The organism is Paractinoplanes lichenicola (genome assembly GCF_016785085.1).
GTDB classification, from domain to species: domain Bacteria; phylum Actinomycetota; class Actinomycetes; order Mycobacteriales; family Micromonosporaceae; genus Actinoplanes; species Actinoplanes lichenicola.
Window position 1 is genome coordinate 259,239 of the sequence record NZ_JAENHO010000003.1, and the last position, 24,021, is coordinate 283,259.

At 71.0% G+C, this 24,021-nt stretch carries 20 protein-coding genes and 1 pseudogene; 14 read left to right on the plus strand and 7 right to left on the minus strand.

Translation table 11 applies throughout. The annotated features are described in order from the left end of the window. Nucleotides 1–42: 42 nt before the first annotated feature. Genes JKJ07_RS10195 through hemB form a run of 5 tightly spaced genes read left to right on the plus strand, consistent with a single transcriptional unit; the run spans nt 43 to nt 5,591 of the window. Entirely contained in the window at nt 43–801 is a 759-nt protein-coding gene (locus tag JKJ07_RS10195) for a redox-sensing transcriptional repressor Rex (protein ID WP_202991204.1), read from the plus strand. Then, complete coding sequence (locus tag JKJ07_RS10200; protein WP_202991205.1) at nt 798–2,087, plus strand: glutamyl-tRNA reductase; 1,290 nt, start codon at nt 798–800, stop codon at nt 2,085–2,087. The genes JKJ07_RS10195 and JKJ07_RS10200 overlap by 4 nt, the downstream gene beginning before the upstream one ends. After that, nucleotides 2,084–3,013, plus strand: a complete 930-nt coding sequence (gene hemC / locus JKJ07_RS10205; protein WP_202991206.1) for a hydroxymethylbilane synthase — start codon at nt 2,084–2,086, stop codon at nt 3,011–3,013. Before JKJ07_RS10200 ends, hemC begins: the two co-directional genes overlap by 4 nt. Next, nucleotides 3,010–4,596, plus strand: a complete 1,587-nt coding sequence (locus tag JKJ07_RS10210) for a bifunctional uroporphyrinogen-III C-methyltransferase/uroporphyrinogen-III synthase (RefSeq protein WP_202991207.1) — start codon at nt 3,010–3,012, stop codon at nt 4,594–4,596. Before hemC ends, JKJ07_RS10210 begins: the two co-directional genes overlap by 4 nt. Nucleotides 4,597–4,604: 8 nt before the next feature. Then, complete coding sequence (gene hemB / locus JKJ07_RS10215; protein ID WP_202991208.1) at nt 4,605–5,591, plus strand: porphobilinogen synthase; 987 nt, start codon at nt 4,605–4,607, stop codon at nt 5,589–5,591. Between the two features lies 1 nt (nt 5,592). Here hemB and JKJ07_RS10220 read toward each other — a convergent pair. The 3 genes and pseudogenes from JKJ07_RS10220 to JKJ07_RS10230 all read right to left on the minus strand — a co-directional run. Then, nucleotides 5,593–7,914: pseudogene (locus JKJ07_RS10220) on the minus strand (lamin tail domain-containing protein); the annotation flags it as partial. Between the two features lie 106 nt (nt 7,915–8,020). Beyond that, nucleotides 8,021–9,037 (minus strand): GNAT family N-acetyltransferase, encoded by a 1,017-nt coding sequence (locus tag JKJ07_RS10225; RefSeq protein WP_202991210.1) that lies wholly within the window; start codon nt 9,035–9,037, stop codon nt 8,021–8,023. A gap of 87 nt (nt 9,038–9,124) precedes the next feature. After that, nucleotides 9,125–10,180: a lytic transglycosylase domain-containing protein gene (locus tag JKJ07_RS10230; RefSeq protein ID WP_236028705.1), complete on the minus strand. Its 1,056-nt coding sequence runs from the start codon at nt 10,178–10,180 to the stop codon at nt 9,125–9,127. 654 nt (nt 10,181–10,834) lie between these two features. Between JKJ07_RS10230 and JKJ07_RS10235 the strand changes: the two genes are divergently transcribed. Further along, entirely contained in the window at nt 10,835–11,053 is a 219-nt protein-coding gene (locus JKJ07_RS10235; RefSeq protein ID WP_202991212.1) for an FmdB family zinc ribbon protein, read from the plus strand. Nucleotides 11,054–11,915: 862 nt separating this feature from the next. After that, complete coding sequence (locus tag JKJ07_RS10240; RefSeq protein ID WP_202991213.1) at nt 11,916–14,546, plus strand: adenylate/guanylate cyclase domain-containing protein; 2,631 nt, start codon at nt 11,916–11,918, stop codon at nt 14,544–14,546. Here the strand turns inward: JKJ07_RS10240 and JKJ07_RS10245 are convergent. Further along, nucleotides 14,543–15,043 carry a phospholipase gene (locus JKJ07_RS10245; RefSeq protein ID WP_202991214.1) on the minus strand — a complete coding sequence of 167 codons (501 nt, stop codon included), beginning with the start codon at nt 15,041–15,043 and terminating at the stop codon, nt 14,543–14,545. The genes JKJ07_RS10240 and JKJ07_RS10245 overlap by 4 nt on opposite strands. Before the next feature lie 164 nt (nt 15,044–15,207). Between JKJ07_RS10245 and JKJ07_RS10250 the strand changes: the two genes are divergently transcribed. Next, nucleotides 15,208–16,221: a potassium channel family protein gene (locus JKJ07_RS10250; RefSeq protein WP_202991215.1), complete on the plus strand. Its 1,014-nt coding sequence runs from the start codon at nt 15,208–15,210 to the stop codon at nt 16,219–16,221. Here JKJ07_RS10250 and JKJ07_RS10255 read toward each other — a convergent pair. From JKJ07_RS10255 to JKJ07_RS10265, 3 genes are read right to left on the minus strand one after another with little or no spacing between them, the layout of a single operon-like run. After that, complete coding sequence (locus JKJ07_RS10255) at nt 16,218–17,021, minus strand: SAM-dependent methyltransferase (RefSeq protein ID WP_202991216.1); 804 nt, start codon at nt 17,019–17,021, stop codon at nt 16,218–16,220. The two genes, JKJ07_RS10250 and JKJ07_RS10255, sit on opposite strands and share 4 nt — an antisense overlap. A 14-nt stretch (nt 17,022–17,035) precedes the next feature. Then, on the minus strand, nt 17,036–18,058 hold the full coding sequence (locus tag JKJ07_RS10260) for a 2-oxoacid:ferredoxin oxidoreductase subunit beta (RefSeq protein ID WP_202991217.1): 1,023 nt from the start codon (nt 18,056–18,058) through the stop codon (nt 17,036–17,038). Next, nucleotides 18,051–19,910 (minus strand): 2-oxoacid:acceptor oxidoreductase subunit alpha, encoded by a 1,860-nt coding sequence (locus JKJ07_RS10265; RefSeq protein WP_202991218.1) that lies wholly within the window; start codon nt 19,908–19,910, stop codon nt 18,051–18,053. The genes JKJ07_RS10260 and JKJ07_RS10265 overlap by 8 nt, the downstream gene beginning before the upstream one ends. Nucleotides 19,911–20,088: 178 nt before the next feature. Between JKJ07_RS10265 and ndhC the strand changes: the two genes are divergently transcribed. The 6 genes from ndhC to JKJ07_RS10295 all read left to right on the plus strand — a co-directional run bounded on the left by ndhC (nt 20,089) and on the right by JKJ07_RS10295 (nt 23,716). Continuing rightward, nucleotides 20,089–20,466: an NADH-quinone oxidoreductase subunit A gene (gene ndhC / locus JKJ07_RS10270; RefSeq protein WP_202991219.1), complete on the plus strand. Its 378-nt coding sequence runs from the start codon at nt 20,089–20,091 to the stop codon at nt 20,464–20,466. Between the two features lie 69 nt (nt 20,467–20,535). Next, nucleotides 20,536–21,063: a DivIVA domain-containing protein gene (locus tag JKJ07_RS10275; protein ID WP_202991220.1), complete on the plus strand. Its 528-nt coding sequence runs from the start codon at nt 20,536–20,538 to the stop codon at nt 21,061–21,063. Beyond that, a complete protein-coding gene (locus JKJ07_RS10280) occupies nt 21,060–21,557 on the plus strand; it encodes an SRPBCC family protein (RefSeq protein WP_202991221.1) in 498 nt (165 codons plus the stop codon). The genes JKJ07_RS10275 and JKJ07_RS10280 overlap by 4 nt, the downstream gene beginning before the upstream one ends. Before the next feature lie 108 nt (nt 21,558–21,665). Next, nucleotides 21,666–22,244, plus strand: coding sequence for a DNA-3-methyladenine glycosylase I (locus JKJ07_RS10285; RefSeq protein WP_307834237.1), 579 nt, complete (start codon nt 21,666–21,668; stop codon nt 22,242–22,244). A 13-nt stretch (nt 22,245–22,257) separates the two neighbouring features. Further along, nucleotides 22,258–22,806, plus strand: coding sequence for a hypothetical protein (locus JKJ07_RS10290; protein WP_202991223.1), 549 nt, complete (start codon nt 22,258–22,260; stop codon nt 22,804–22,806). 103 nt (nt 22,807–22,909) lie between these two features. Next, nucleotides 22,910–23,716 carry a S1 family peptidase gene (locus JKJ07_RS10295; RefSeq protein ID WP_202991224.1) on the plus strand — a complete coding sequence of 269 codons (807 nt, stop codon included), beginning with the start codon at nt 22,910–22,912 and terminating at the stop codon, nt 23,714–23,716. Nucleotides 23,717–24,021: the final 305 nt, after the last annotated feature.

The window sequence follows — 24,021 nt, forward strand, 5'->3', positions numbered from 1 at the left end:
CGGGGGTTCCACAGGTTCGCAACCTCGTCGGCACGGAGTCAGATGAGCCAGCAGCGTCACGGAGTCACGCCCGGTAATGCCCCAGGCGACCGAGCCGGCGCAGTGTCGGCCTTCCCGGATCTGCCGGAGGCCACCATTGCCCGGCTGCCCGAATACCTGCGCGCCCTGCACAACCTGGGCGAGGGCGGGGCGGACACGATCTCGAGCGAGGGCCTGGCCGCGGCGGCCGGGGTCAACTCGGCGAAGCTCCGCAAAGATCTTTCCCACCTGGGGTCGTACGGAACCCGTGGCGTCGGTTACGACGTGACCCTGCTGATCGAGCAGATCGAGTACGTGCTCGGTCTCGACCAGCGCCGGGCGGTCTGCCTGGTCGGCCTGGGTAACCTCGGCCACGCGCTGGCCGGCTACGACGGGTTCGCCAGCCGCGGCTTCAAGATCGTCGCGCTCTTCGACGCCGACGAGGCCAAGGTCGGCGAGCAGATCCAGGGCCTCGTCGTCAGGCACATCGAGGAGCTGGGCCGCGTCGCCGTCGAGGAGAACATCGCGATCGGCGTCATCGCCACCCCGGCCCGGGCCGCCCAGGCCGTGGCCGACGTGCTGGTCGACGCGGGCGTCACCAGCATTCTCAACTTCGCCCCGTGCGTGCTCTCGGTTCCGGCCAACGTCGACGTGCGCAAGGTCGACCTGGCCATCGAGCTGCAGATTCTCTCTTTCCACGAACACCGCAAGGCATCGCTGACCGCGCTGCCGGGCGGCCGCTCCGCCGCGGCGGCGGGCAACCAGGAGGCGGTCGGGTCGTGAATCTCCTCAGCGTCGGTGCGTCCTATCGCACCGCCGACGTCGCCACGCTCGAACGCATCGTCATCGCCGACGACGCGGTCCCCGGCGTGCTGGAGAAACTGGTCGCCCAGCCGTTCGTGGGGGAGGCGGTCGTCCTCTCCACGTGCAACCGGGTCGAGATCTACGCCGCGGTCAACACGTTCCACGGCGGCCTCGGCGACATCTGCAACGTGCTGTCCGAGGTGTCCGGCATCCCGGCCACCGACCTCGCCGGCCACCTGTATGTGCACTACGACGAGGCGGCGGTGCTGCACTCGTTCAAGGTCTCCAGCGGCCTCGACTCCATGGTGGTGGGCGAGTCCCAGATCCTGGGCCAGCTGCGCGACGCGTATCACGCGGCCACCGAGGCCGACACGGCCGGCCGGCTGCTGCACGAGCTGATGCAGCAGGCCCTGCGGGTCGGCAAGCGGGCGCACTCCGAGACCGGGATCGACCGGGCCGGGCAGAGCGTCGTCACCGCCGCGCTCGACGTGGCCGAGGGCGAGCTGGGCGATCTCACCGGCCGGCGCGCGCTGGTGATCGGCGCGGGCGCGATGGGCGCGCTCTCCGTCGCCACGCTGACCCGGGCCGGGGTCGGGCCGCTGCGGATCACGAACCGGAGCGCCGCGCGGGCCGAGCGGCTGGCCGAGGCGTACGGGGCCGTGGCCGTTCCCTACGACGAGCTGGACGCCGCCCTGCGCGAGGCCGACCTGGTCGTCTCGGCCACCGCGTCGACCGAGCCGGTGCTCACCCGGGCCCGCCTCGAGGCCGCCGCGCCGCTGGTCGTGCTCGACCTGGCCGTCCCGCGCGACGTGGCCGCCGACGTGACCGACGTTCCCGGCGTGACCGTGATCGACATCGACAGCCTGGCCTCGACCCGCCGGTCGATGCCGGCCGCGGCCGAGACCGCCGCCGTCGAGCAGATCGTCACCAGCGAGGTTGATCACTTCCTGGGCTGGCTGCGCGGCGCCGACATCGCGCCGACCGTGGCCGCGCTGCGCACCCGGGCCGAGGACGTCGTGAGCGCCGAGCTGCGCAAGCTCTATTCGCGCCGGTCGGAATTCACCGAGGAGCAACGGGCCGACGTTTCCCGTACGCTGCATCGCGTCGTCCAGCAGTTGCTGCACTCGCCGACGGTGCGGGTGCGCCAGCTGGCCGCCGAGCCCGGTGGTGATCAGTACGCCGCGCTGCTGCGCGAGCTGTTCGACCTGGACGTGCCCCATGCCACACCCGCCAACGCGGTTCCTGAGATCGGAGGACAGGCGTGACGACCCCCCTTCGCCTCGGTACGCGGGGCAGCACGCTGGCTCTGGCCCAGTCGCAGCTGACGGCCGACGCGCTCACCGCGGCCACCGGCCGCCCGGTCGAGCTGGTGCGGATCGTCACGACGGGTGACCGCTCGTCGGCCCCGGTGGCCCAGCTCGGGGTGGGTGTCTTCGTCTCCGCGCTGCGCGACGCGCTGCTCGCCGGCGAGATCGATTTCGCCGTGCACTCCTACAAGGACCTGCCCACCGCCGCCCACCCGGGGCTGCACATCGCGGCCATCCCCGCCCGCGAGGACCCGCGTGACGTGCTGATCGCGAAGGGCGGCCAGAAGCTGGCCGAGCTCCCGCCCGGCTCCGTGATCGGAACCGGCGCGGTGCGCCGAATCGCGCAATTGCATGCTTTGGGCCTAGAGTTGCAGGTCACGCCGATCCGCGGAAACATCGACAGCCGGATCGCCCGGGTTCACGGACCCGAGGCCGATCTGGATGCCGTCGTTCTCGCCCGGGCCGGCGTGGTGCGAATCGGCAGGGCCGCCGAGATCGCAGAAACGCTCGACCCGATGCTCATGCTGCCCGCCCCCGCCCAGGGCGCGCTGGCCGTGGAGTGCCGGGCCGACGACGCAGACCTGGTCGAACTGCTGGCCGCGCTCGACCACGCACCGTCCCGGGCCGCCGTCACGGCGGAACGGGCGATGCTCGCCACGCTCGAGGCCGGGTGCTCCGCCCCGGTTGCGGCACACGCCGAACTCGCCGAGGGCGAGGACGGCGACGAGATTTACCTGCGCGGTGCGGTGATCAGCCCGGATGGGGTTCGAGCCATCCGGCTGTCGCGCACCGGAACGCCCGCCGACGCGGCGGAGATCGGCAAGGCGCTCGCCGCCGATCTCCTCGACGCCGGCGCCGACACCCTGATCGGGAGCACAGAATGACCACCCGCACCGCCCGCAAGCCAGCAGGACGCATCGCGTTCGTCGGCGCCGGACCCGGCGACCCGGAACTGCTGACCCGCCGCGCGCACGCCGCGCTCACCGAGGCCGACCAGGTGGTCTACGACCGTGGAGTGCCCGAGTCCCTGCTGACCGCCATCCGGGCCGAGGCCAAGGCGGACGCCCAGTTCAGCCCGGCCGAGGGAGCGCCCGGCGACGTCGCCAAGGTGCTGCTCTCCGCGGCCAAGTCCGGCCTGTCCGCCGTGCACCTCGTGGCCGGCGACCCGTTCGGGCACGAGGCCGTCGTCAAGGAGGTGCAGGCGGTCGCGCGCACCGCGGTGCACTTCGAGGTCGTGCCCGGCCTGGGTCAGGCCGAGGGCGTGGCCACGTACGCGGGGGTTCCGCTGCCCGGCGTGCGCGTCACGGCCGACGTCGGCGACGTGTCCGCGCTCGACTTCGACGCGCTGGCCGCCGCGGCCCTCAAGGGCTCGTTCGCGGTCGCGGTCGACGCCGGCGACCTGGCCGCCGTGCGTGACGGCCTGCTGGCCGCGGGCGTCGAGCCGGGCATCCCGGTCGCGGTGACCGGCGACGGCACCGGCGAGACGCAGTACACGACGACCTCGACGGTCGACAGCTTCGTGGCCGCCGCGCTCGGCTTCACCGGCCGCGTGGTGCTCACCGTCGGCACCGATGTCGCCGAGCGCGACACCATGAGCTGGTGGGAGAACCGCCCGCTGTACGGCTGGAAGGTGCTGGTGCCGCGGACCAAGGAGCAGGCCGGCGCGATGAGCGCCCGGCTGCGGGCCTACGGCGCGATCCCGTGCGAGGTGCCGACCATCGCGGTCGAGCCGCCGCGCACCCCGGCCCAGATGGAGCGCGCGGTCAAGGGCCTGGTCGACGGCCGGTACGCCTGGGTCGTCTTCACCTCGGTCAACGCCGTCCGCGCGGTCTGGGAGAAGTTCGACGAGCACGGTCTCGACGCCCGGCACTTCGGCGGCGTCAAGATCGCCTGCATCGGCGAGGCCACGGCCGACGCCGTCCGCGCCTTCGGCATCCAGCCCGAGCTGCTGCCCCAGGGCGAGCAGTCGAGCGAGGGCCTGCTGGCCGAGTTCTCGCCGCACGACGAGATCCTCGACCCGGTCGGCCGGGTGCTGCTGCCCCGGGCCGACATCGCCACCGAGACGCTGGCCGCCGGCCTGATCGAGCGGGGCTGGGAGGTGGACGACGTGACCGCATACCGGACGGTCCGGGCCGCGCCGCCGCCGGCCGAGATCCGCGACGCGATCAAGTCGGGTGGCTTCGACGCGGTGCTCTTCACCTCGTCCAGCACCGTACGCAACCTGGTCGGCATCGCCGGCAAGCCGCACGCCCGCACGGTCGTCGCGGTGATCGGACCCAAGACCGCCGAGACGGCCACCGAGTTCGGCCTGCGCGTCGACGTCCAGCCCCAGCACGCCTCGGTGCCGGATCTGGTCGAGGCGCTGGCGTCGTACGCGGTGGAGCTGCGCGAGAAGCTGGCCGCCATGCCGGCCAAGCAGCGTCGCGGCTCGAAGGTCCAGGGACCCACGGCACTCCGCTTCCGCTAGGGGATCAGATGTTTCCCGATGTCCGTCCGCGCCGTCTCCGCCGCAGCCCGGCCATGCGCCGCCTGGTCGAAGAGACCAGGCTGGCGCCGGCCGAGTTCGTGCTGCCGCTCTTCCTGCGCGAAGGGCTGACCGAGCCGCGCGAGATCAGCTCGCTGCCCGGTGTCATGCAGCACTCGCGGGATTCGTTGCGCAAGGCTGCCCACGAGGCGGTCGCGGCGGGGGTCGGCGGCCTGATGCTCTTCGGCGTACCTGACAACGACAACAAGGACGCGACGGGCTCGGCCGGTCTCGACCCCGAGGGCATCCTCAACGTCGGCCTCCGCGACCTCGTCTCCGAGGTCGGGGACTCGACGGTCGTGATGGGCGACTTGTGCCTCGACGAGTTCACCTCGCACGGGCACTGCGGGGTGCTCGCAGAGGACGGCTCGGTCGACAACGACGCCACCTTGGAGATCTACGCCAAGATGGCCATCGCCCAAGCCGACGCCGGAGCCCACATGGTGGGGCCGTCGGGCATGATGGACGGTCAGATCGGTGTCATCCGGCGTGCTTTGGACAAAGCGGGCTATCAGGACGTCTCGGTGCTGGCCTACTCGGCGAAATACGCGGGCGCGTTCTACGGCCCGTTCCGCGAGGCCGTCGAGTCGACCCTGGAGGGTGACCGCCGGCAATACCAGCAGGACCCGCCGAACCTGCGCGAGGCGCTGCGCGAGGTCGACCTCGACGTGGCCGAAGGCGCGGACATCGTCATGGTCAAGCCGGCCCTGCCCTACCTCGACGTGATCGCCGCCATCCGCGAGCGGGTCACCATCCCCGTGGCGGCTTATCAGGTCTCCGGCGAATACGCGATGGTCGAGGCGGCGGCCCGCAACGGCTGGATCGACCGCGAGCGGGTCATGCTCGAGACGCTCACGTCGATCAAGCGGGCGGGCGCGCAGATCACCCTGACGTACTGGGCCACCGAGGCCGCCCGCCTGCTGCGCGACCGCTACTGACCTAGTCGTCGTTGAGGATGGTCCCGGTTCCGCGGCCGTCCACCACCCGTACGGCCGACAGGGCGGTCACCTCCAGGGTGAGCCGCTCGTCGTGCTCGCGCAGCCGGTCACCGCGCACCTGAACCGGGAACTCGACCCTGACGCCGCCGGCGGGGATGGTCCGGCAGCCCAGATACGGGTCGTAATCCGCGTACGGCAGGGTGGTTGTGCCCGGCACGGTGACCGCGCAGACCGTCAGCGCCTGGCTCATCGGCCGGGTCAACGTGACCGGGAAGATCAGCGGTGTGCGGCCCGAGTTGCCCTCGACCACGCTCGCGTCCCCGACCGTCAGTCCGGCCCGTGACTGGAAGCGCGCCACCTGCGGATCGTGGTCGCTCTCGCCGTCCGGGTGGTCGGCGTTGAGGTGGGCCGAGCGCATCTGGATCAGGTCACCGTGCAGCGCGTCGTTGACGAACAACTGGTCGAGCGTCTGCGCCTGGCCCTCGAAGACGTACGAATACGCCGCGCTCGGGGCCTCGGCGACCAGGTCGTCCCACAGGTTGTGCAGCCCCGTCGCGTACAGGGGGCCGAGCTGGTCGCCGGGCGTGGCCGGGGCCGGGTCGTCGGGGCGCGGGAACACGTTCAGGTCGCCGCCGAACACCACCCTCGCGTACGGGTGGGTGGCCTCGATGGCGTCGGCGATCGCGGCCCCGTACGCCGCCTGCTCGCGCCGCTGCCCGACCCGGGTCTCCGGTCCGGACGGGAAGTGGTTGCTGATCGCCCACAGCCGATAGCGGTCGTTCGAGCCGGGGGCGGCCCGCACCTCGAACAGCCCGACCTGCGGGGCTCGCGTGTAGACGTTGGCGCCGTCGACCCCGGTCGACCGGTCGACGTCGGCCGGCAGCACGGCGTTGAACACCTTCGGGTTGGCGACGTCGGTGTTGCCCGGCAGCGGCGCCCCGCGATAGGCCACCTGCAGCGACATCTGGTCGGCGGCGACGAGCGACAGCCGGTCGGTGCGATAGAGGAAGCCCGAGACGATGCCCCGCGCGTCGGCGCCGCCCCGGTCGGACGCGGCGTCGTACGCGGGACCGCCGGTGCGGCCGATCGTCAGCGCCAGCTCCTGCAGCGTGTCCGGCTTGCCGTCCGCGTTGTCGGCCGTCCCGCAGCTCAGCGCGGCCGCGACGACCCGGCAGACGTCCTGGTCCTCCGCCTCTTGCACGAGGATCAGGTCGGGCGCGTGCAGGCCGGTCACGACCTGACGGGCCAGCCGGCCGAGCCGGGCGTCGTATTCGGACTGGCCGGCGGGCACGTAGTCGAACGGCGGGGCGACTCCCGGGCAGCCGCTGTTGCCGGTGAAGTCGCAGCCGTCGTTCGGGTCGTCGCGGAAGTCGTACAGGTTCTCGACGTTGAACGTGGCGATCGAGAGCTCACGCTGCCGGTCGGCGGGCCTGGGCGGGTTGTTCGCGGCCGGGTCGGCGCCGCGCGTGAACGCGACCGAGCCGACCTGGATGCCGTACTTGTTGAACGCGTAATAGAGCCCGCCGACCGCGTCGCCGCTGGTGGTGTCGAAGGTGCGGGCGGGCGGGAGCAGCACCGAGCTGTCGCCGGCCGCGGCCTTCACCCCCATCGGACCCAGCATGATCCGGTTGCCGTTCCCGTCGGCCACCTTGTCGAGCGGGTGGGCGTCGCGGAAAACCCTGCGCCCGTACGGGTCGGGGCGCTTCAGCACCGGATCGTCGCGGTCGACCAGCCACACCTCGGCGTCGTCGGTGGACGCGTACGTCTTGGTGTTCGAGACGACGCCCGAGCCGGCCCGCACCCGCAGCTGCATGCCCTCGCGCTGCTCCCAGAAGAGGTCGGCCGCGGCCCGGTCGGCGGGCGGGATCGCGTCGTCGATCTGCACCTCGGCGGCGACGTCGAGCCCCGTGGTCAGGGTGGTGACCCATTCCGCGCTGGTCAGCTGGGTCAGGTTGAAGTATTCGGCGACCCGGGCGCTCACGGTGATCTCGTCGCCGGGCTTGGGGGTGTAGCCGCCGATCAGCGTCGAGAACGTGCCCATGAAGACGAAGACGCCGTCGGAGCTGGCCGGATCGCCGTCGGTGGCGGACTTGCGGCTCTGCAGGAAGAAGCCGTACTGCTCGAGGCCGGCGCTGGTGTGCGAGCGGGCGAGCTGGGTGACCACGCCCCGGACCTGGTATTTCGCGCTGCTCGAACCGTTGCCGGAGGCCGGGGCGTACGGGGATCTCGCGGTGGTGCCCTGAATCGCGCCCACCGTGAGCGGGTCCTGCGCCGTGTTCGTGGCGGCGTGGGCGGCCGTCGGGGTTGTGATGAGGGCGGCGGTCAGTAGCGGCATCAACCAGCGACCCAGCACGGTGCCTCCACGGCGGACCGGCGGTTGCGTCTGCTGTCGCTTCAGCCGTCGACTCTTCCGGTCGCAGACGTTGAGCTTAGTCGATGGACTCGAGGCTTTGAACCAGTTGCGAAACGTCGGCACCGTACTCGAACCAGTCGCGGTCGGCCTGATAGCCCAGCTCCGCGTTGACCTTGAGCATCGACTCGTTGTGCTGCGCGTTCCAGGTCTGCACCTCGCGCAGCCCCGCCTCGGCCGAACGCAGCTCGAACAGCATGCGCGCCTTGATCGCCCGGTCGATGCCGTAACCCCGGTGGTCGCGCACGACGATCGTGTCGTACTGGTCGGCGCGCTCGGGGTGATGGGCCGGGACGACCACCTCGGTCAGGCCCGCGACGACGCCGCTCTCGTCGTGCAGGGCGAGCACTATGTACGGCTTCAGGCCGCGTTTGTGCAGCGTGTCGAGGGAGTCGCGGAGCCGCTGCGGGTCGGAGGAGCGGGGCGCCAGGTCGAGGTCGTCGTCGTCCTGCGCCTCCAATTTGGCCTGCGCGTACGCCTCGAGCAGGTGGTCGGGCGGGCCGCCGGGGTGGAACTCGACGCGATAGCCGGCGCCGATGCTGCCCGCCATCACCGTGAGGGCGGGCCAGTCCACCGAGGACAGGGCCAGCACGCTGCGGGTCTCGACGAACTCGCGCTCGAAGCCGAGGGACTCGTAGAAGGCGATCGCCGGGGTGCCGCCGATGGCCTCGACGCCGATCGTGGAGAAGCCTTCCAGGTATGCCCGGCGGGCCGCGACCGCCACGAGCTGGCGGCCCAGTCCACGCCGGCGCAGGCGGGGGCTGACCATTATCTCGAGCACGCCGATGTCGCCGAGCAGCAGCATGCTGACCACGGCGAAGATCTCGCTCTCGCCCTCGGGCAGCCGATCGTCCTCGGCGACCCAGCTGATCCGGCGTTCACCCGGCATGGTCTCGGAGAGGTAATCGCGCACCTGACCGTCGACCCACGCCGGGTCTTCGGGGAGGTCGGTGGCGAGAACCGCGTTCACCGTCTCCACGAGCGACCGGATCTCCGCCGCCGAAGCGGTCCGGGGATCCCATTCACGAACCCTCACCCGTACAGCTTGCCGGTAAGCGTTCCGTCTGGGAAGTGCTGCGAACGGAAATGTATAGGTATCGTCACCCTGCGTGCAAGTTCGTGGTCAGGCGCGGGACCGCTTCCCGTAATCATTGGCCGCGTCGAACACTTTCTGTGCATAAGGCCGGACCGCGTTGTACGTCAGGATCGAATCCCACCAGGAGTCCGCCCTGGACATGTCGCGCCCGTTCTGACACAGATATTTCGCCGCGGTCATCGCCGCGTCGTCGATGTCGTTGGGATCGGCGATGCCGTTGTTGTCGGCGTCCACCTTGTAGGAGTTCCAGGTGGCCGGGATGAACTGCATGGGTCCGACCGCTCGGTCGTAGGTGGTGTCCTGGTCGAGCGCGCCACGGTCGGTGTCCGGGATCAGCTGGCGGCCGCCCTTGCCGTCGAGCGGCAGCCCCAGAATCGCCGGCAGGGCCGTGCCGTCGGTCGAGAGCACGGCCCCGTTGGCGCTGCCGTGCGACGACTCGACCTTGGCGATCGCGGCCAGCGTGGTCCAGCTCAGCCGGCACGACGGCGTGGTGCGGGCGGTGACGAGCTCGGCATAGCCGTACGCCTGCACGGCCACCACCGGGATGCCGACCCGGGTGCCGATCTGCCCCGCCCACCCGGCGAGCGCGTCGGCCGGGCGGCCCCCGTTCTGCACCGCCGTGGTGGGCGCGACGGTCTGCGCCTGCGTCGGGACGGCCGCGCTGGGCAGCCCACCCAGGGGGCTCTCGGGCAGCCCGCCCGGCTGACCCGCCGACGGGACACCGGCCGCCGCCTCGAGCGGGAAATCGGGGGTGGCGCTGGGGGAGGGCGCCGACTGAAGGGCCTCGGGCACCAGATAGGCCCCGGCCGTGCCCGCCGCGCCGAGCAGCACGACGGCGATGACCGCGGGGACGATGAGCCGCCCACTGGGCCGCTTGGCCCACGCCGCCACCCGCCCGAACGGCTGTCGGCGACGCTTGACGACAACCGCTAGTTTGCCGGTGCTCGGCTTGCCGTCCCCGCTGCCCTTACTGACCGCCGGCTGTTTCGAGCTGCCGGCCGTGGCGTCCACTTTTGTCTTGTCGGCGGAGTCGTCCTTGGCCGGCGCCGCACTGAGCCGCGCCGCCCGCTCCACCTCGCTCATCGGGCCCGGGGGTGTCGCCGCCGTCACCGCTTTTCCGGCTGCTGCCGTCCCAGCTTTTTCGGGTGCCGCCGTGCCCGATCCGGCCTTCGAACCCAGGCCGGGCTGGGCCGCACTCCCGGCGGCCGGGCGGATGCCGGTCGGACTCGCGCCGGTCGGACTTGCGTCGGTCGGACTCGCGCCGGCCGGGCTCTCGGCTGCGGAGTCTGTCCCGCCGCCCGAGCCCGCCGGTTCTCCGCCAGCGGCGCCCTCGTCTGCCGTGCCCGATGCCTTCGGGCCCGCATTGGCTGTATCCACGCCGGCTCCCGCGGGCTCGCCCGCGCGGGGCTTGGGAATGGCTTTGGGGCTCGTCTCTGTGGCGGGGCTCGGCTCGAGCGGGGCCGCGCCCGAGCTGGCCAGGGGCCCACCCTGATGAGGCGCCGCAGCTCTCAGCTCGGGCCGTGTCACCTCTTTGTCCTGCCGCTCCACCACGCGCACGACACTACCCAACCCGAGCCCGCCCGGGCGGGCTCGCGTTGACGCCTGTGGATAACTCTCGGCCCTGTGGATAACCGGCCGGACCAGGCCGGTGAGGCGTAGGCTTTGGGCCCGCCCCCGGTTGGGTGGGGTAGGGCTGGTGGCTGGTTCGCGACCCCGCCGAGGGCCTACTCTTCGGGCATGCCGCGTTACGAGTTCCGCTGCCGCGCCTGCGGCGACACGTTCGAGGTCAACCGGCCGATGAGCGAGGCCGCCGCGCCCACGGCGTGTCCGCAGGGCCACGGCGACACGGTGAAGCTGCTCTCGACTGTCGCCTTCACCGGTCGCGGCGGCAGCGCGCCCTCGCGACCCGCGGCCCCGTCCGGCGGCGGCTGTTGCGGCGGCGCCTGCGGCTGCTGACCGCGACCGCCCAATCGGCAGCGCCCGGCGACGACCGGCAGCGCCCGGCGACGACCGGCAGCGCCCGGCGACGACCGGCAGCGCCCGGCGACGACCGGCAGCGCCCGGCGACGACCGGCAGCGCCCGGCCACGACCGGCCACATCCGGCAGTGCCTGGCCACGCCCAGCCACGACCGGCCGAGCATGAGGGCAGGCAGCCAAAGTGCATCGCGTCAGGCCCCTCGGCTCGAGCCCAGATGGCGGCCCAGCCGGCCTCGACACCCGGGGCTTGTGACCCGGCCCGGGCGGCCGGACTCGGCAAACGTCCCCTACCCGGCCCGGGCCGTGTCACCGACCCGGTTCTTCTCTTCGGTCGGCCCGAGCGGCTTGCCCCCGGCCCGAGCGAGCAGCCCCCAGCAGGGGCACGCTAATCTCTCGGCCGCCCGCGAAGAGGTCCACGAAGGCCGCTCCGGCCCCGCCCAGGACCGACCCCGTCCGAATGGCGGGACGGGCTGCCCGATCTTGCACTCTGAGTGGGGAATTCCACGCTGATCTCCCTGAACGGCGGACCAGCAGTGCGACCTGCGGCGATACGTACGGAAATATGATGATCTAGCAGTACGGGGGCTTCGCCGCGACGCGTCGCACAGGTGTGCCCCTTGCGGGGACCGCCGAACGGGCGGCCGGAACTGGCCGACCGCGGCGTGACTCTGCTCGATCCATTTCGTTACGTCACGCGTAGTGCTTAACGAAGCCGCTGGTGTCCTCCGTCCAGGGTCGGCCGTGGCGGGTGGATGATTACCGTCCGTTTCTACGATGGCCGGTGACACAGTGATACGGCAGCATGAGATGCGACTTCCCAAAGGGGGCGGAGGTTCCACCGTGTCGGGACGAACCGAGCTGCCGAGCGGGCTGGTGACCTTTGTGTTCACCGATATCGAGGGCTCGACGCGGTTGGCCCGGATGCTCGGTGACGATTACGGCTTGGTCCTCGGCGATCACCGCTCGGTGATCAGGACTGCGTTGAGTGACTTCGGCGGTGTCGAGCTCTTCACTGAGGGTGACAGTTTCTTCATCGCTTTCCATGATCCGTCGCAAGCTGTCGCGGCCTGTGTGGAGGCCCAGCGGCAACTGTCCGCATTCGCCTGGTCCAGTCCGGATGTCGCACCGCGGGTGCGCATGGGCATGCACACCGGCTGGGCCCGCCCGATCGGGGACGGCGAGTACGCCAGCGTCGAGGTGCACCGCGCGGCCCGTGTCGCCTCGGCCGCGCACGGCGGCCAGATCCTCTGCTCCGGAGCCACCGCACTGACCCTCCTGACGACCCCGCAAGAAGCGCTGACGGCCCCCGAAAGAACACCGGGGCGAAAAGATGTCGACCTGCTCGACCTCGGCCCGCACCGGCTCCGCGGCTTCGACGACGACGAACGCATCTTCCAGGTCCTCGCGCCCGGCCTCGAGCGCGATTTTCCCCGTCCGCGCACCGCCGGGGCGGCCACCGACAACCTCCCCGTCCCGCTCACCCGTTTCCTGGGCCGCCGGGCCGAGCTGACCGAGCTCACCACCCTCATCAACCGCCACCGCATCGTCTCGATCGTGGGGCCGGGCGGCGCGGGCAAGACGCGACTGTCGCTCGCGCTGGCAGGTCAACTTCTTCCCGCGTACGAGGATGGGGTCTGGACGGTCGATGCCGCGGGCTCGCAGCAGGGGCTGGCGCCCGCGACCGCCGCCGCCCTCGGCGTGCGCACCGAGCCGGGTCGTCCGGTGCTCGAGACGCTGCTGGAGCACTGTGCCGGGCGCCAGTTGCTGCTCGTCCTGCAGACCGCCGACACCTCCCCGGCCGCCTGCGCCACCCTCGTACGGCGTCTGCTGGCTCGCTGCCCGCGAGTGAGTGTGCTGGTCACCAGCCGGGTGCCGCTGAACGTGCCGGGCGAGGTGGTCTGGCGCATCCCGCCGCTCGCCCCCGCCGACACCTTCGCCCTGCTCGCCGAGCGCGTCGCCGAATCCTGCGGGGGCCGTTACGACGAGGCCGGCCTGGAGGATGTCGCCGCCCTGCTGGAGGGCTCGCCCCTGGCGGTCGAGCTGGCCGCGGCCCGTCTGCGCGCGCTGTCGCCGAGCCAGCTGGTGTCCCGCCTGAGCGACCCGCTGGCCGCGCTCGACCCGATCGAGGTGGAGTCGGGCGATCGGCACGAGAGTTTGAGCGCCACTCTGGATTGGTCCTATCGGACGCTGAGCCCGGCCGCCGCGAGTCTGCTGCGCCGGCTCGCGGTCTTCGCCGGCACGGTCGATCTGGCCACGGTGGAGTGGTGCGGCGCCGACGCTCTGGGCGCGCTGTCCGAACTGGCCGACAAGTCGCTGGTCGAGGTGGTGCCGGGGCCGCGTTACCGGCTTTCCGGCCAGGTCCGGGCGTACGCGTCCCGTCGCCTGACCGCCGCCGGGGACGAGCGTGCGGCCCGGGACAGGCACGTCGCCTGGGCCCTGCACACGCTGGAGTCCGTCGCGGTCGACACCGACGGCCAGGTCCGCACCACGTCGCTCACCGAGATGACCGCGTATGTGCCGGAGTGGGAGACGGCGCTGCGCTGGGCTGCCACCAAGGGCAGTGTGCGCGCCGGTCTGCGCCTGGCCCTGGCCCTGGACCCGTGGTGGCGCGAGCACGGCGGCGCCGGTGAGGGCCGTGACCTGCTGTTCCGCCTCTATCAGCGGCTCGACGGGGTCGATGTGGAGCCGCGGGTGCTCGCGTACGCCCATCTGGTGCACGCCGGCCTGTCGGAGGACCGCACCGAGCGGACGAGGTTCCTCGACCGGGCCGAGCGGATCGCGCGCGCCGAGGACAACCAGGCCCTGCTCGTGCACGCGCTGGCTGGGCATCGGACGACCCTGGTCGAGGGCGGCCGGTACGACGAGGCCGAGCAGCTGTGCCGCGAGGTGATCGACGAGGCCGAGCGCAACGGGGCCGCCGAGTCCGCCCTGCCCGCCGTGATCGCGCTGGCCGAGCTGTTGTGGCGGCGCGACGAGCTGAATGGAGCAGCCGAGCTGCTGGGCGGCGCCCGGCCGGCCGAGGCGAGCTGCCCGGAGCACCGCGGCAAGCGTACGGTCGACTGGCTCCTCGGCATGGTCGCGCTGCGGCGCGGTGACCTCGTCGCCGGTCACGACCACCTGGTGGTGGCCCTGCGGTCGCGGCTGCGGCACGGGTTCCGCGGCTCGGCGGCCGACGCGGTGGCGGCGATCGCGGTCCGCTGCGCGATGGGTGGCGACCCCACGACCGCCGCGGTGCTGTTCGGCGGGGCCGAGGCGGCGCGTGGGGCCCGGCGTACGGAGATGTTCGGGCGCTTCTGGTCGGCCCAGCAGCTGTCGTTGCGCTCGGCGCTGGGCGATGCCGCCTTCGACGCCGCGTACGCGGACGGGGTGGGTCTGGGTTTTGATCGGATCGTCGCCATGGCGCTCGCCGTCGAGCACCCCGACCTCGAGGACGGCGCGGCCCGGTTCGCCCCGACGCTGCAGGGCAGCTAACGGGTCCGCATCAGCCGCTCCGCACGGTCGAGGTCGGCCTGGCGCACGAACGAGACCGAGCCGAAGATGCGTACGGCCTGGTAGTACGTCCACGCCACGCTGTAGCAGGCGGCCCGCACGAGCACGCTGTAGCGCACGCAGACCCGCTTCATGTCGGCGTAGAACGTGTCGTCGAGGCGCGTCTTGTTCGCCGCGAACCGGCCCAGGTCCTTGTAGTTGCGGTAGCCGAAGTCGTGGTGCCAGCAGGCGTTCGCGAAGTCGAAGCCGAGCGGGCGTTCCGGGCTGGCCGAGCAGTAGTCGGTCGACCAGTCGAAGCCGTAGCTCGCCCAGGGCTCCCGGTCGAGGCGGGCCGCGTTCCACTTGGCCGTGCTGGCCGCGGTGGGCTGGGTCCAGCCGGCCAGGACGGTGGCCTTGTCGGTGGTGGTGGCCCGGGCGATCCCGGCGGGGGCGACGAGGGCCAGCGCCAGGGCGAGGACGAGAGCGATGCGTCGGGTCATCACAGCAGTTTTGAAACGATGGCCGTTCACATACAACGTTGTCTATCCAGCTTTCCCGAAGCGTGCCGAAGCTCTTTTTTGATGTTCCTGAACGATGATTAATGTGATGTCCTGGGTGGTCGCCTGGGACACGATCGCTATGGTGTCACCGTGCGGGGCATTACATGATCAATCTGCCGAGGGTCCGACAAGGGCCCCTGCGCGCGCTGGCCGTCCGAATGGCCCTCGCGATCGCGCTCGTCCTGGTCACAGTCACGATCATCTACGCCGATCGGGACGGCTACCGTGACGTCAACGAGGACGGGCTGACCCTGCTCGACTGCTTCTACTATGCGGTCGTCTCGCTCTCCACCACCGGCTACGGCGACATCACGCCGGTCACCCCGCACGCGCGCCTGATCAACGTCCTGTTCATCACCCCGGCCCGCGTGCTGTTCCTGATCATCCTGGTCGGCACGACCCTCGAGGTGCTGACCGATCAGTACCGCAACAGCCTGCGCGTGACGCGGTGGAGGCGAAAGTTGAAGGACCACATCATCATCTGCGGGTACGGCACCAAGGGCCGGGCCGCGGTCGCCGCGCTGCTCGAGACGGGCTACGACAAGTCGCGGATCGTCCTGGTGGAAAACCGGCCCGACGGCGTACGCCAGGCCATGGCCAACGGGCTGGCGGTGATCGAGGGCAACGCGACCCGCTCGGCCGTGCTGCTGCAGGCCGACGTCAAGAACTGCAAGGCCGTCATCATCGCGACCGACAGCGACGAGGCCTCGGTGCTGATCTCGCTGACCGTCCGCCAGTTGACCGCCGGCCAGGTGCGGATCATCGCCTCCGTCCGCGAGCAGGAAAATGCGGCCCTGCTCAAGCAGAGCGGCGCCCACCACGTGATCGTCTCGTCGGCCACCGCGGGTCGGCTGCTCGGCCTCACGACCACCGCGCCGCCGCTCATCGACGTGGTGGAAGACCTGCTCACCCCCGGTCAGGGCATGGCCCTCGCGATGCGCAGCGCCGAGCGCGACGAGGTCGGCCGCAACCCGCGCGAGCTGTCCACGCTGGCCGTCGCGCTGATCCGCCGGGGCAAGGTGCTACCCCTGGGCGGCGAGCAAAAGGTCACCATCGAGACCGGCGACCTGATCGTCTACATCCGCGACGAAAGCAACAGCGTCGACGTCGCCGTCTAGGGTTTGCGGCCCACCCCGGCAAACTCGGAGACCTTGTCGGTGATCTCGTGCCGCGACGGGTCGGGCCGCCACGCCGAGCAGGTCACCAAGCCGGGCGGCAGCAGCTCGAGCCCGTCGAAGAAAACCAAGATTCCTTCCCTCGTACGGGCGGTGATCGGTGCCGCGCCGCTCTCGTTCCAGTCGCGCATCGACTTCTCGACCGCGGGCCCGTTGACCTCCGTGGTCGGGTGCGAGATGACCAGGTAGCTGCCGGAGGGCACCGCGTCGACCAGGCGGCGCACCACCGTACGGGCCTCGGCGTCGTCGATCACGAAGTTGACGATTCCGAGCAGCATGATCGCGACCGGCCGGGTGAGGTCGAGGATGCCGGCCGCCCTGTCCAGGATGGGCGCCGTGTCGCGCAGGTCGGCCTCGACATAGTCGGTGGCGCCCTCGGGCGTGCTGGTCAGCAGCGCGCGGGCGTGCACCAGCACCATCGGGTCGTTGTCGACGTAGACGATCCGGCTGTCGGGGGCGGCCGCCTGCGCGACCTCATGGGTGTTGCCGGCGGTGGGCAGGCCGGTGCCGATGTCGAGGAACTGCCGGACGCCGGCCTCGGCCGCCAGGAACTGCACCGCCCGGCCGAGGAACTCCCGGTTCGCCCGGGCCGACTGCACCAGCTCCGGCATCAGGGCCAGCGCGTATTCGGCGGCCTCCCGGTCGGCGGCGAAGTTGTCCTCGCCGCCGAGCAGGTAGTTCCACACCCGGGCGGAGTGCGCGACCTCGGTCCGGAGCAGCTTGTGGAGCTCGTCCTCGGTCACAGCGGCGCCCCTTCTTACATGATGGTCCAGGTGTCGGCCTTGTTGAGCAGCGCGTCGAGCATCTCGTCGGCGGTGCCGTCGGCCTGGGACTTGGCGTCCACCAGCTGCTTGGTGATCAGCTCGTCGTAGGACGGGCGCTGCACGTTGCGGAAGACGCCGATCGGCGTGGTGCCGAGGTCGGAGCCGGAGAGGCGGGACAGGGCGAACGCGTACGCCGGGTCGTCGACCGTGGCGTCGTGCACGAGCGCCTCGCCGCCCTCCTCCACCTTGAGCCCGAAGCTGCCCGCCGGGTGGGTCACCGAGAACTGCTTCTCGGCGCCGAACGTGATCGGCTGGCCCTGCTCAAGGCGGATCAGGTGGTCGTCGCGGCTGCTCGGGTCCTTGATCAGCTCGAACGCGCCGTCGTTGAAGATGTTGCAGTTCTGATAGATCTCGACGAACGCCGAACCCTGGTGCTCGGCCGCCGCCCGCATCACCGACTGCAGGTGCTTGGCGTCCGAGTCGATGGTCCGGGCGACGAAGGTGGCCTCGGCGCCCAGGGCCAGCGAGATCGGGTTGAACGGCGAGTCGGCCGAGCCCGCCGGGGTCGACTTCGTGATCTTGCCGAGCTCGGAGGTGGGCGAATATTGCCCCTTGGTCAGGCCGTAGATCCGGTTGTTGAACAGCAGGATCTTCAGGTTGACGTTGCGGCGCAGCGCGTGGATCAGGTGGTTGCCGCCGATCGACAGCGCGTCGCCGTCACCGGTGACGACCCACACCGACAGGTCGGGCCGCGACACCGACAGCCCGGTGGCGATGGCCGGCGCCCGGCCGTGGATCGAGTGCATCCCGTACGTGTTCATGTAATACGGGAAGCGCGAGGAGCACCCGATGCCCGAGACGAACACGATGTTCTCGCGGGGGATGCCCAGCTCGGGCATGAACCGCTGCATGGCGGCCAGGATCGAGTAGTCGCCGCAGCCGGGGCACCAGCGGACTTCCTGGTCGGACTTGAAGTCTTTGGCGGTCAGCTTCAGTTCCACCGTGGGGCTAGCCATTCTTGACCACGTCCTCCAGCATGTTCTCCAGCGTCGCAGCGGTGAACGGAAGACCGCTGACCTGGTTGAAGGGGACCGCGTCGACCAGGTATTTCGCGCGGATCACGTGGGCCAGTTGGCCCAGGTTCATCTCCGGGATGACGACCTTGTCATACGCCGCGAGCACCTCGCCCAGGTTGGCCGGCAGGGGTGCCATGTGCCGCAGGTGGGCCTGCGCGATCGGCAGGCCGCGCTGCCGCAGGGCCCGGCAGGCGGCGCCGATCGGCCCGTACGTCGAGCCCCAGCCCAGCACGAGCACGCGGGCGTGCTCGTCGGCGTCCTCGACCTCGAGCTCGGGCACCTCGATGGCCTCGATCCGGGCGGCCCGGGTGCGCACCATGTGCTCGTGGTTGGCCGGATCGTACGAGATGTCGCCGGTCTTGTCGGCCTTCTCCAGGCCGCCGATGCGGTGCTCGAGCCCGGGCGTGCCCGGGATCGCCCACGGCCGGGCCATGGTCTCGGGATCGCGCAGATAGGGCAGGAAGCGGCCGTCGTCGCCGTTGGCTCCGGTGGTGAACTCGACCGAGATGTCGGGCAGCTCGTCGGAGGAGGGCAGCAGCCAGGGCTCGGAGCCGTTGGCCACGTAGTTGTCCGACAGCAGGATGACCGGGGTGCGGTATTTCAGGGCGATCCGGGCCGCCTCGATCGCCGCGTGGAAGCAGTCCGACGGCGACTTGGGCGCGATCACCGCCAGCGGCGCCTCGCCGTGCCGCCCGTACAGGGCCATGTTGAGGTCGGCCTGCTCGGTCTTGGTCGGCATGCCGGTCGACGGGCCGGCCCGCTGCACGTCGACGATGACCAGCGGGAGCTCCAGCGCGATGGCCAGCGAGATCGTCTCGCCCTTGAGCGCCACCCCCGGGCCCGAGGTCGTCGTGACCCCCAGAGCGCCCCCGTACGAGGCCCCGAGCGCGGCGCCGATGGCGGCGATCTCGTCCTCGGCCTGCATCGTCGTGATGCCGAACTTCTTGTGCTTGCTCAGCTCGTGCAGGATGTCGGACGCCGGGGTGATCGGGTAGGCGCCCAGGAACAGCGGCAGCTTGGACCGCACGCTCGCCGCCACCAGCCCGAGCGCGAGCGCCTGGTTGCCGGTGATGTTGCGATACGTGCCCGGCTTCATGCGCGCGGGCTTGATCTCGTAGCGGACGGCGAAGTCTTCCGTCGTCTCGCCGAAGTTCCAGCCGGCCTGGAAGGCGGCCTTGTTCGCCGCGACCAGGTCGGGGCGCTTGGCGAACTTCGACTCCAGGAACCGCAACGTCGAGGAGAACGGGCGCGAATACATCCAGCTCAGCAGCCCGAGCGCGAACATGTTCTTGGCCCGCTCGGCGTCCTTCTTGGCCACGCCCAGCTCGGCCAGCGCGCCCACGGTCATTGACGTCAGGGCGACCGGGTGTACGGCGTATTCGGCGAGCGAGCCGTCCTCGAGCGGGCTGACCGCGTAACCGACCTTGGCCAGGTTGCGCTTCGTGAACTCGTCGGTGTTGACGATGATGTCGGCGCCCGCCGGCAGGTCGGACAGGTTGGCCTTGAGCGCGGCCGGGTTCATCGCGACCAGCACGTGCGGCGAGTCGCCGGGCGTCAGGATGTCGTAGTCGGCGAAGTGCACCTGGAAGCTCGACACACCCGGCAGGGTGCCCGCGGGGGCGCGGATCTCGGCCGGGAAGTTCGGCAGGGTGGAGATGTCGTTGCCGAGCTGGGCGGTTTCCGAGGTGAATCGGTCACCGGTCAGCTGCATGCCGTCGCCCGAGTCGCCGGCGAACCGGATGACCACCCGGTCCAGCTGTTCGACACGCTTCGCTCCAGCGGAAACGGACACGTTCGCAACCTCCCAAAGGGTGCCGACCGGCGAGCGAGCACGTCTGTGGCAGGCCCGCGTTCGTCATCTCCAGCCTACGTCGCCGCTCCTTACCGAGCGCTCCCAGGCCGTTGACCACAGTAGCCAGCATGGGCTTGTCCGAACACCGGAGTCCACTATCCGGCTACGCTGTCGGGTCGTGGACGGGTATCTGGGGTCGTACGCCTTGCTCGGCCTGGTGGCGGCGGCCGGCGTGCTCGTCTTCGTGGGCGCTTTCGGGGCCAACAAGCTGCTCCGACCGGCCTCCCCGGCGCAGCCGCCGGGCAAGTTCGTGGCGTACGAGAGCGGCATCGACCCGGTCGGCGGCGACTGGGCGCAGGCCCAGATCCGCTACTACGTGTACGCGTACCTCTATGTGCTTTTCGCCGTGGAGGCCGTTTTTCTCTTTCCGTGGGCGGTCGTCTTCGATCTGCCGGGCTTCGGCTGGGCCACCGTGACCGAGATGGGCGTCTTCGTCGCGGTCCTCGCCCTCGGCATCCTCTACGCCTGGCGTAAAAAGATCCTGACCTGGACCTGAGGCCCCGTCGCCGGGCGTGTCGGGGTGGCGGGCTCGCCACGCGCAGCCTGGCATGCCAACATCGTGCGCATGGGCCAGCTTTTCCTCTTCATCGTCGTGGCACTGGTCGTCGCCGCGATCGTGTTCGGCGTGACCGTGATGATCGGTGGCGGCGACAACGCATTGACGCCCGTCGAGCCGGACGGGGCGGCCGTGCCGCTGCCGAGCGACCGGCCGCTCGGTGAGGAGGACATCTCGCGCACGAAGTTCGACACCGCCTGGCGTGGTTACCGCATGTCCCAGGTCGATCAGGCGCTGCAGCGGGCGGCCTACGACATCGGCTACAAGGGCGAGCTCATCGGCGTGCTCGAGGCCGAGGTGGCCGCGCTGCGCGACGGGCGTACGGCCGACGCCGACGTGCTCCGGCGCGCCCGCGAGGCGGCGATCGCCCCGTCCGAGGCCGCCGCCGCACCCGCTGCCGCTCCCGCCCCTGCTCCAGCTCCAGCTCCAGCTCCCGCCGAGGGTGACCAGCAGATATCGGTGACCGCGGCCGCGCCCGAGACCGTGCCCGACGACGCCCCGGTGGCCGCCCGCACCGAGCCGGCCGAACCCCGGTGAGCGCGCCCGACCCCGTCGACGGTTTAGGCGACGCCGCCCGGCCCGGCTCCGGCGAGGTGACCGCCACGGTCATCGTCAACGCGCCCGCCGAGCGCGTCTTCGCGGCCTTCCTGAACTGGGAGAAGCAGTCCGACTGGATCCCGTTCACCAAGGTCCGGGTGGTGCGGGGCGACGGTGGCGAGGGCAGCCTGGTCGAGGCGGTCACGGCCCTCGGGCCGGCGGTGCTGCGCGACGAGATGCAGGTCGTCAAGATCAATGCCCCGTACGAGCTGAGGGTCGTGCACTGCGGCAAGGTGCTCCAGGGGCCCGGCACGATGCGCTGCACGGCCATGTCGGGCGACCGCACCCAGGTCGTGATGCACGAGTGGTTCCACTTGCCGGCCGGCCCGGTCGGCAAGCTGGCCTGGCCGGTGCTCTGGCCCGGCTCGAAGCTCAGCCTGACCGGCGCCCTCAAGAAGTTCGGGCGGCTGGTCGAGGAAGGCAAGCTGCCCTAGCCGGTTTTGTCGTACGGCGGCTCTAGGTTGGTCGCCATGACAGACACCTCGGCGTTCGGGGCCCCGCAGCCCGGCGTGGCCCCGGCCGGCCTGCTCGAGGCGGGCCTGGTGCTCGGCGACGACGGCCGGGCCCGCTGCTTCTGGGGCGGCAGCACCCCTGACTACGTCACATATCACGACTCAGAGTGGGGCCGTGAGGTGCGCGGCGACGACGCCCTGTTCGAGCGGATGACCCTCGAGGCGTTCCAGTCCGGCCTGTCCTGGATCACGATCCTGCGCAAACGGCCGGCGTTCCGGGCCGCGTTCGCCGGCTTCTCGATCGACAAGGTGGCCGCGTTCTCCGACGCCGACGCCGCGCGCCTGATGGCCGACACCGGCATCGTCCGCAACCGCATGAAGATCGACGCCGCCCTGGCCAACGCCCGGGTGGCCGCCGACCTGCCCGAGGGGCTCGACGCCCTGCTCTGGTCGTACGCGCCCGCGCACAAGCCGCCCCGCCCGGCCACCCGGGCCGACGTGCCGGCCATCACGCCCGAGTCCAAGGCGATGGCCAAAGACCTCAAGAAGCGCGGCTTCCGCTTCGTCGGCCCCACGACGGCATACGCGTTGATGCAGGCGACGGGCATGGTCGACGACCACCTGGCGGGTTGCTGGGTCCCGCCGATCGAGCCCGCAAAGGCCACGTGATGAGATGGACCGCATGGCTCAGTGGGCGGTGATCATTCCGGCGGAGCGGTGGGCGACCGAGCGCCTGTTCCACCACGACACGGTGACGGTGACGGGTGGCGCGGGTCGGGTCGGCCCCGACGACGAGGTGCTGCTGGTCGCGGGCGGTGACGTGGTGGCGCTGACGCAGGCGGTGCGGGGCGACGGCGACGACCTCGTCCTGGCCTACGTGCGACGCGCCTTCGACGCGCCGGTGCCGGCCGGTGAGCTGGGCCTGAGCGACGACGCCGGGGTCGCCCCGGTCGAGCCCGAGTTGTTCCGGCGCCTGGCCGCCGCGATCGGCCAGGTCGGCGCGGCCGGCGACAAAAAGACGTGGTTCGTCAGCGTCGCGTTGCCGATCGAGGCGGCCACGCCGGCCGAGGCGGTGCGCCAGTTCTGGTCGCACGTGCTCGAGCTGGGCCCGGTCGAGCTGCCGACATACGTCTGGCCCTCGGGCGACGAGCTGGCCATGCAGGCGTTCGTCCTGGGCGCCGAGGCCAACCAGGATCCCGAGGAAGAAGACGAAGAGGAAGAGGAGGATTAGCTCCGCGATATGACCGTTCTGGGATCGCCACATACATAGATCTCGATGTTTAGGCTCCTCCCCAATCGCGTCCTACCGGGCGCGCTCGTGGTGGGAGGACCGAATGGTCAAGTGGCGGATTCTTGTGAGCACGGCCGTGGCCGCGCTCACCGTGGCGGCGTGGGGCACGACCGCCGAGGCGGCGCCGACCGTGCCGCCCGGCGACGGGGCGGTCGTCAGCCCGTCAGTGGTCGGCGGCAGCCGGGCCACGCAGGGTGAGTTCCCCTGGATGGTGCGCCTGTCGATGGGCTGCGGCGGCGCCCTCTACAGCCCGAACCTGGTGCTCACGGCCGCGCACTGCGTGAGCCGCACCGGCACGAACACGTCGATCACGGCCACGCTGGGCACCGTCGACCTGCAGTCGAGCAGCCGGATCACCCGCACGTCGAACTACGTCTACCGCGCCCCCGGCTACAACGGCAACGGCGACGACTGGGCCTTCATCCGCCTCTCCAGCCCGGTCACGACGCTGGCCACGCTGCCGATCGCCACCACCACGGCGTACGACTCGGGCACGTTCACGATCGCCGGCTGGGGCGCCAACCGCGAGGGCGGCGCCCAGCAGCGCTACCAGCTCAAGGCCACCGTGCCGTTCGTCAGCGACTCCACCTGCAACTCATCGTCGATGTACGCCGGCCAGGTCATCGCGGCCGAGGAAATCTGCGCCGGCTACGCCGCAGGCGGCGTCGACACATGCCAGGGCGACTCCGGCGGCCCGATGTTCCGCCGCGACGCGAGCAACGCCTGGATCCAGGTAGGCATCGTGAGCTGGGGCGACGGCTGCGCCCGCCCCAACAAGCCCGGCGTCTACACCCAGGTCAGCTACTTCTCATCCTCGATCCGCAGCGCCGCCAGCAGCCTCGGCAGCTGACCCGCTCCGCGGCGCGGCCCTCAGCCCCCCGGCCCGGCGGCTGACCCGCTCCGCAGCCCCCGCCGCCGACATCTGGCCGTCTCCGGTAGTGAGTGAGTACTCACAAACTCGGTATGTGAGTACTCACTCACCTCGGTGGCGGCGGCCGCGGGACGGCTCGCTTGCGGGCCGAGGTGACGCTCCTGCTCCGGACGGCGAGGACGTACCCGACAAGGTTGTGAGGACTCACTTACCTGGAATGGCGTGGTCAAGTGACCGATCCATCTGGTTTGTGAGTACTCACTTACCTGTGGGTGGCGGTGCCA

Bases quoted from the DNA above. Each gene is read 5' to 3' on its own strand.
- JKJ07_RS10195 (WP_202991204.1), top strand. From the start codon at position 43: ATGAGCCAGCAGCGTCACGGAGTCACGCCCGGTAATGCCCCAGGCGAC.
- JKJ07_RS10210 (WP_202991207.1), top strand. From the start codon at position 3,010: ATGACCACCCGCACCGCCCGCAAGCCAGCAGGACGCATCGCGTTCGTC.
- hemB (WP_202991208.1), top strand. From the start codon at position 4,605: ATGTTTCCCGATGTCCGTCCGCGCCGTCTCCGCCGCAGCCCGGCCATG.
- JKJ07_RS10230 (WP_236028705.1), bottom strand. From the start codon at position 10,180: ATGAGCGAGGTGGAGCGGGCGGCGCGGCTCAGTGCGGCGCCGGCCAAG.
- JKJ07_RS10235 (WP_202991212.1), top strand. From the start codon at position 10,835: ATGCCGCGTTACGAGTTCCGCTGCCGCGCCTGCGGCGACACGTTCGAG.
- JKJ07_RS10245 (WP_202991214.1), bottom strand. From the start codon at position 15,043: ATGACCCGACGCATCGCTCTCGTCCTCGCCCTGGCGCTGGCCCTCGTC.
- JKJ07_RS10250 (WP_202991215.1), top strand. From the start codon at position 15,208: ATGATCAATCTGCCGAGGGTCCGACAAGGGCCCCTGCGCGCGCTGGCC.
- JKJ07_RS10260 (WP_202991217.1), bottom strand. From the start codon at position 18,058: ATGGCTAGCCCCACGGTGGAACTGAAGCTGACCGCCAAAGACTTCAAG.
- JKJ07_RS10275 (WP_202991220.1), top strand. From the start codon at position 20,536: ATGGGCCAGCTTTTCCTCTTCATCGTCGTGGCACTGGTCGTCGCCGCG.
- JKJ07_RS10290 (WP_202991223.1), top strand. From the start codon at position 22,258: ATGGCTCAGTGGGCGGTGATCATTCCGGCGGAGCGGTGGGCGACCGAG.
- JKJ07_RS10295 (WP_202991224.1), top strand. From the start codon at position 22,910: ATGGTCAAGTGGCGGATTCTTGTGAGCACGGCCGTGGCCGCGCTCACC.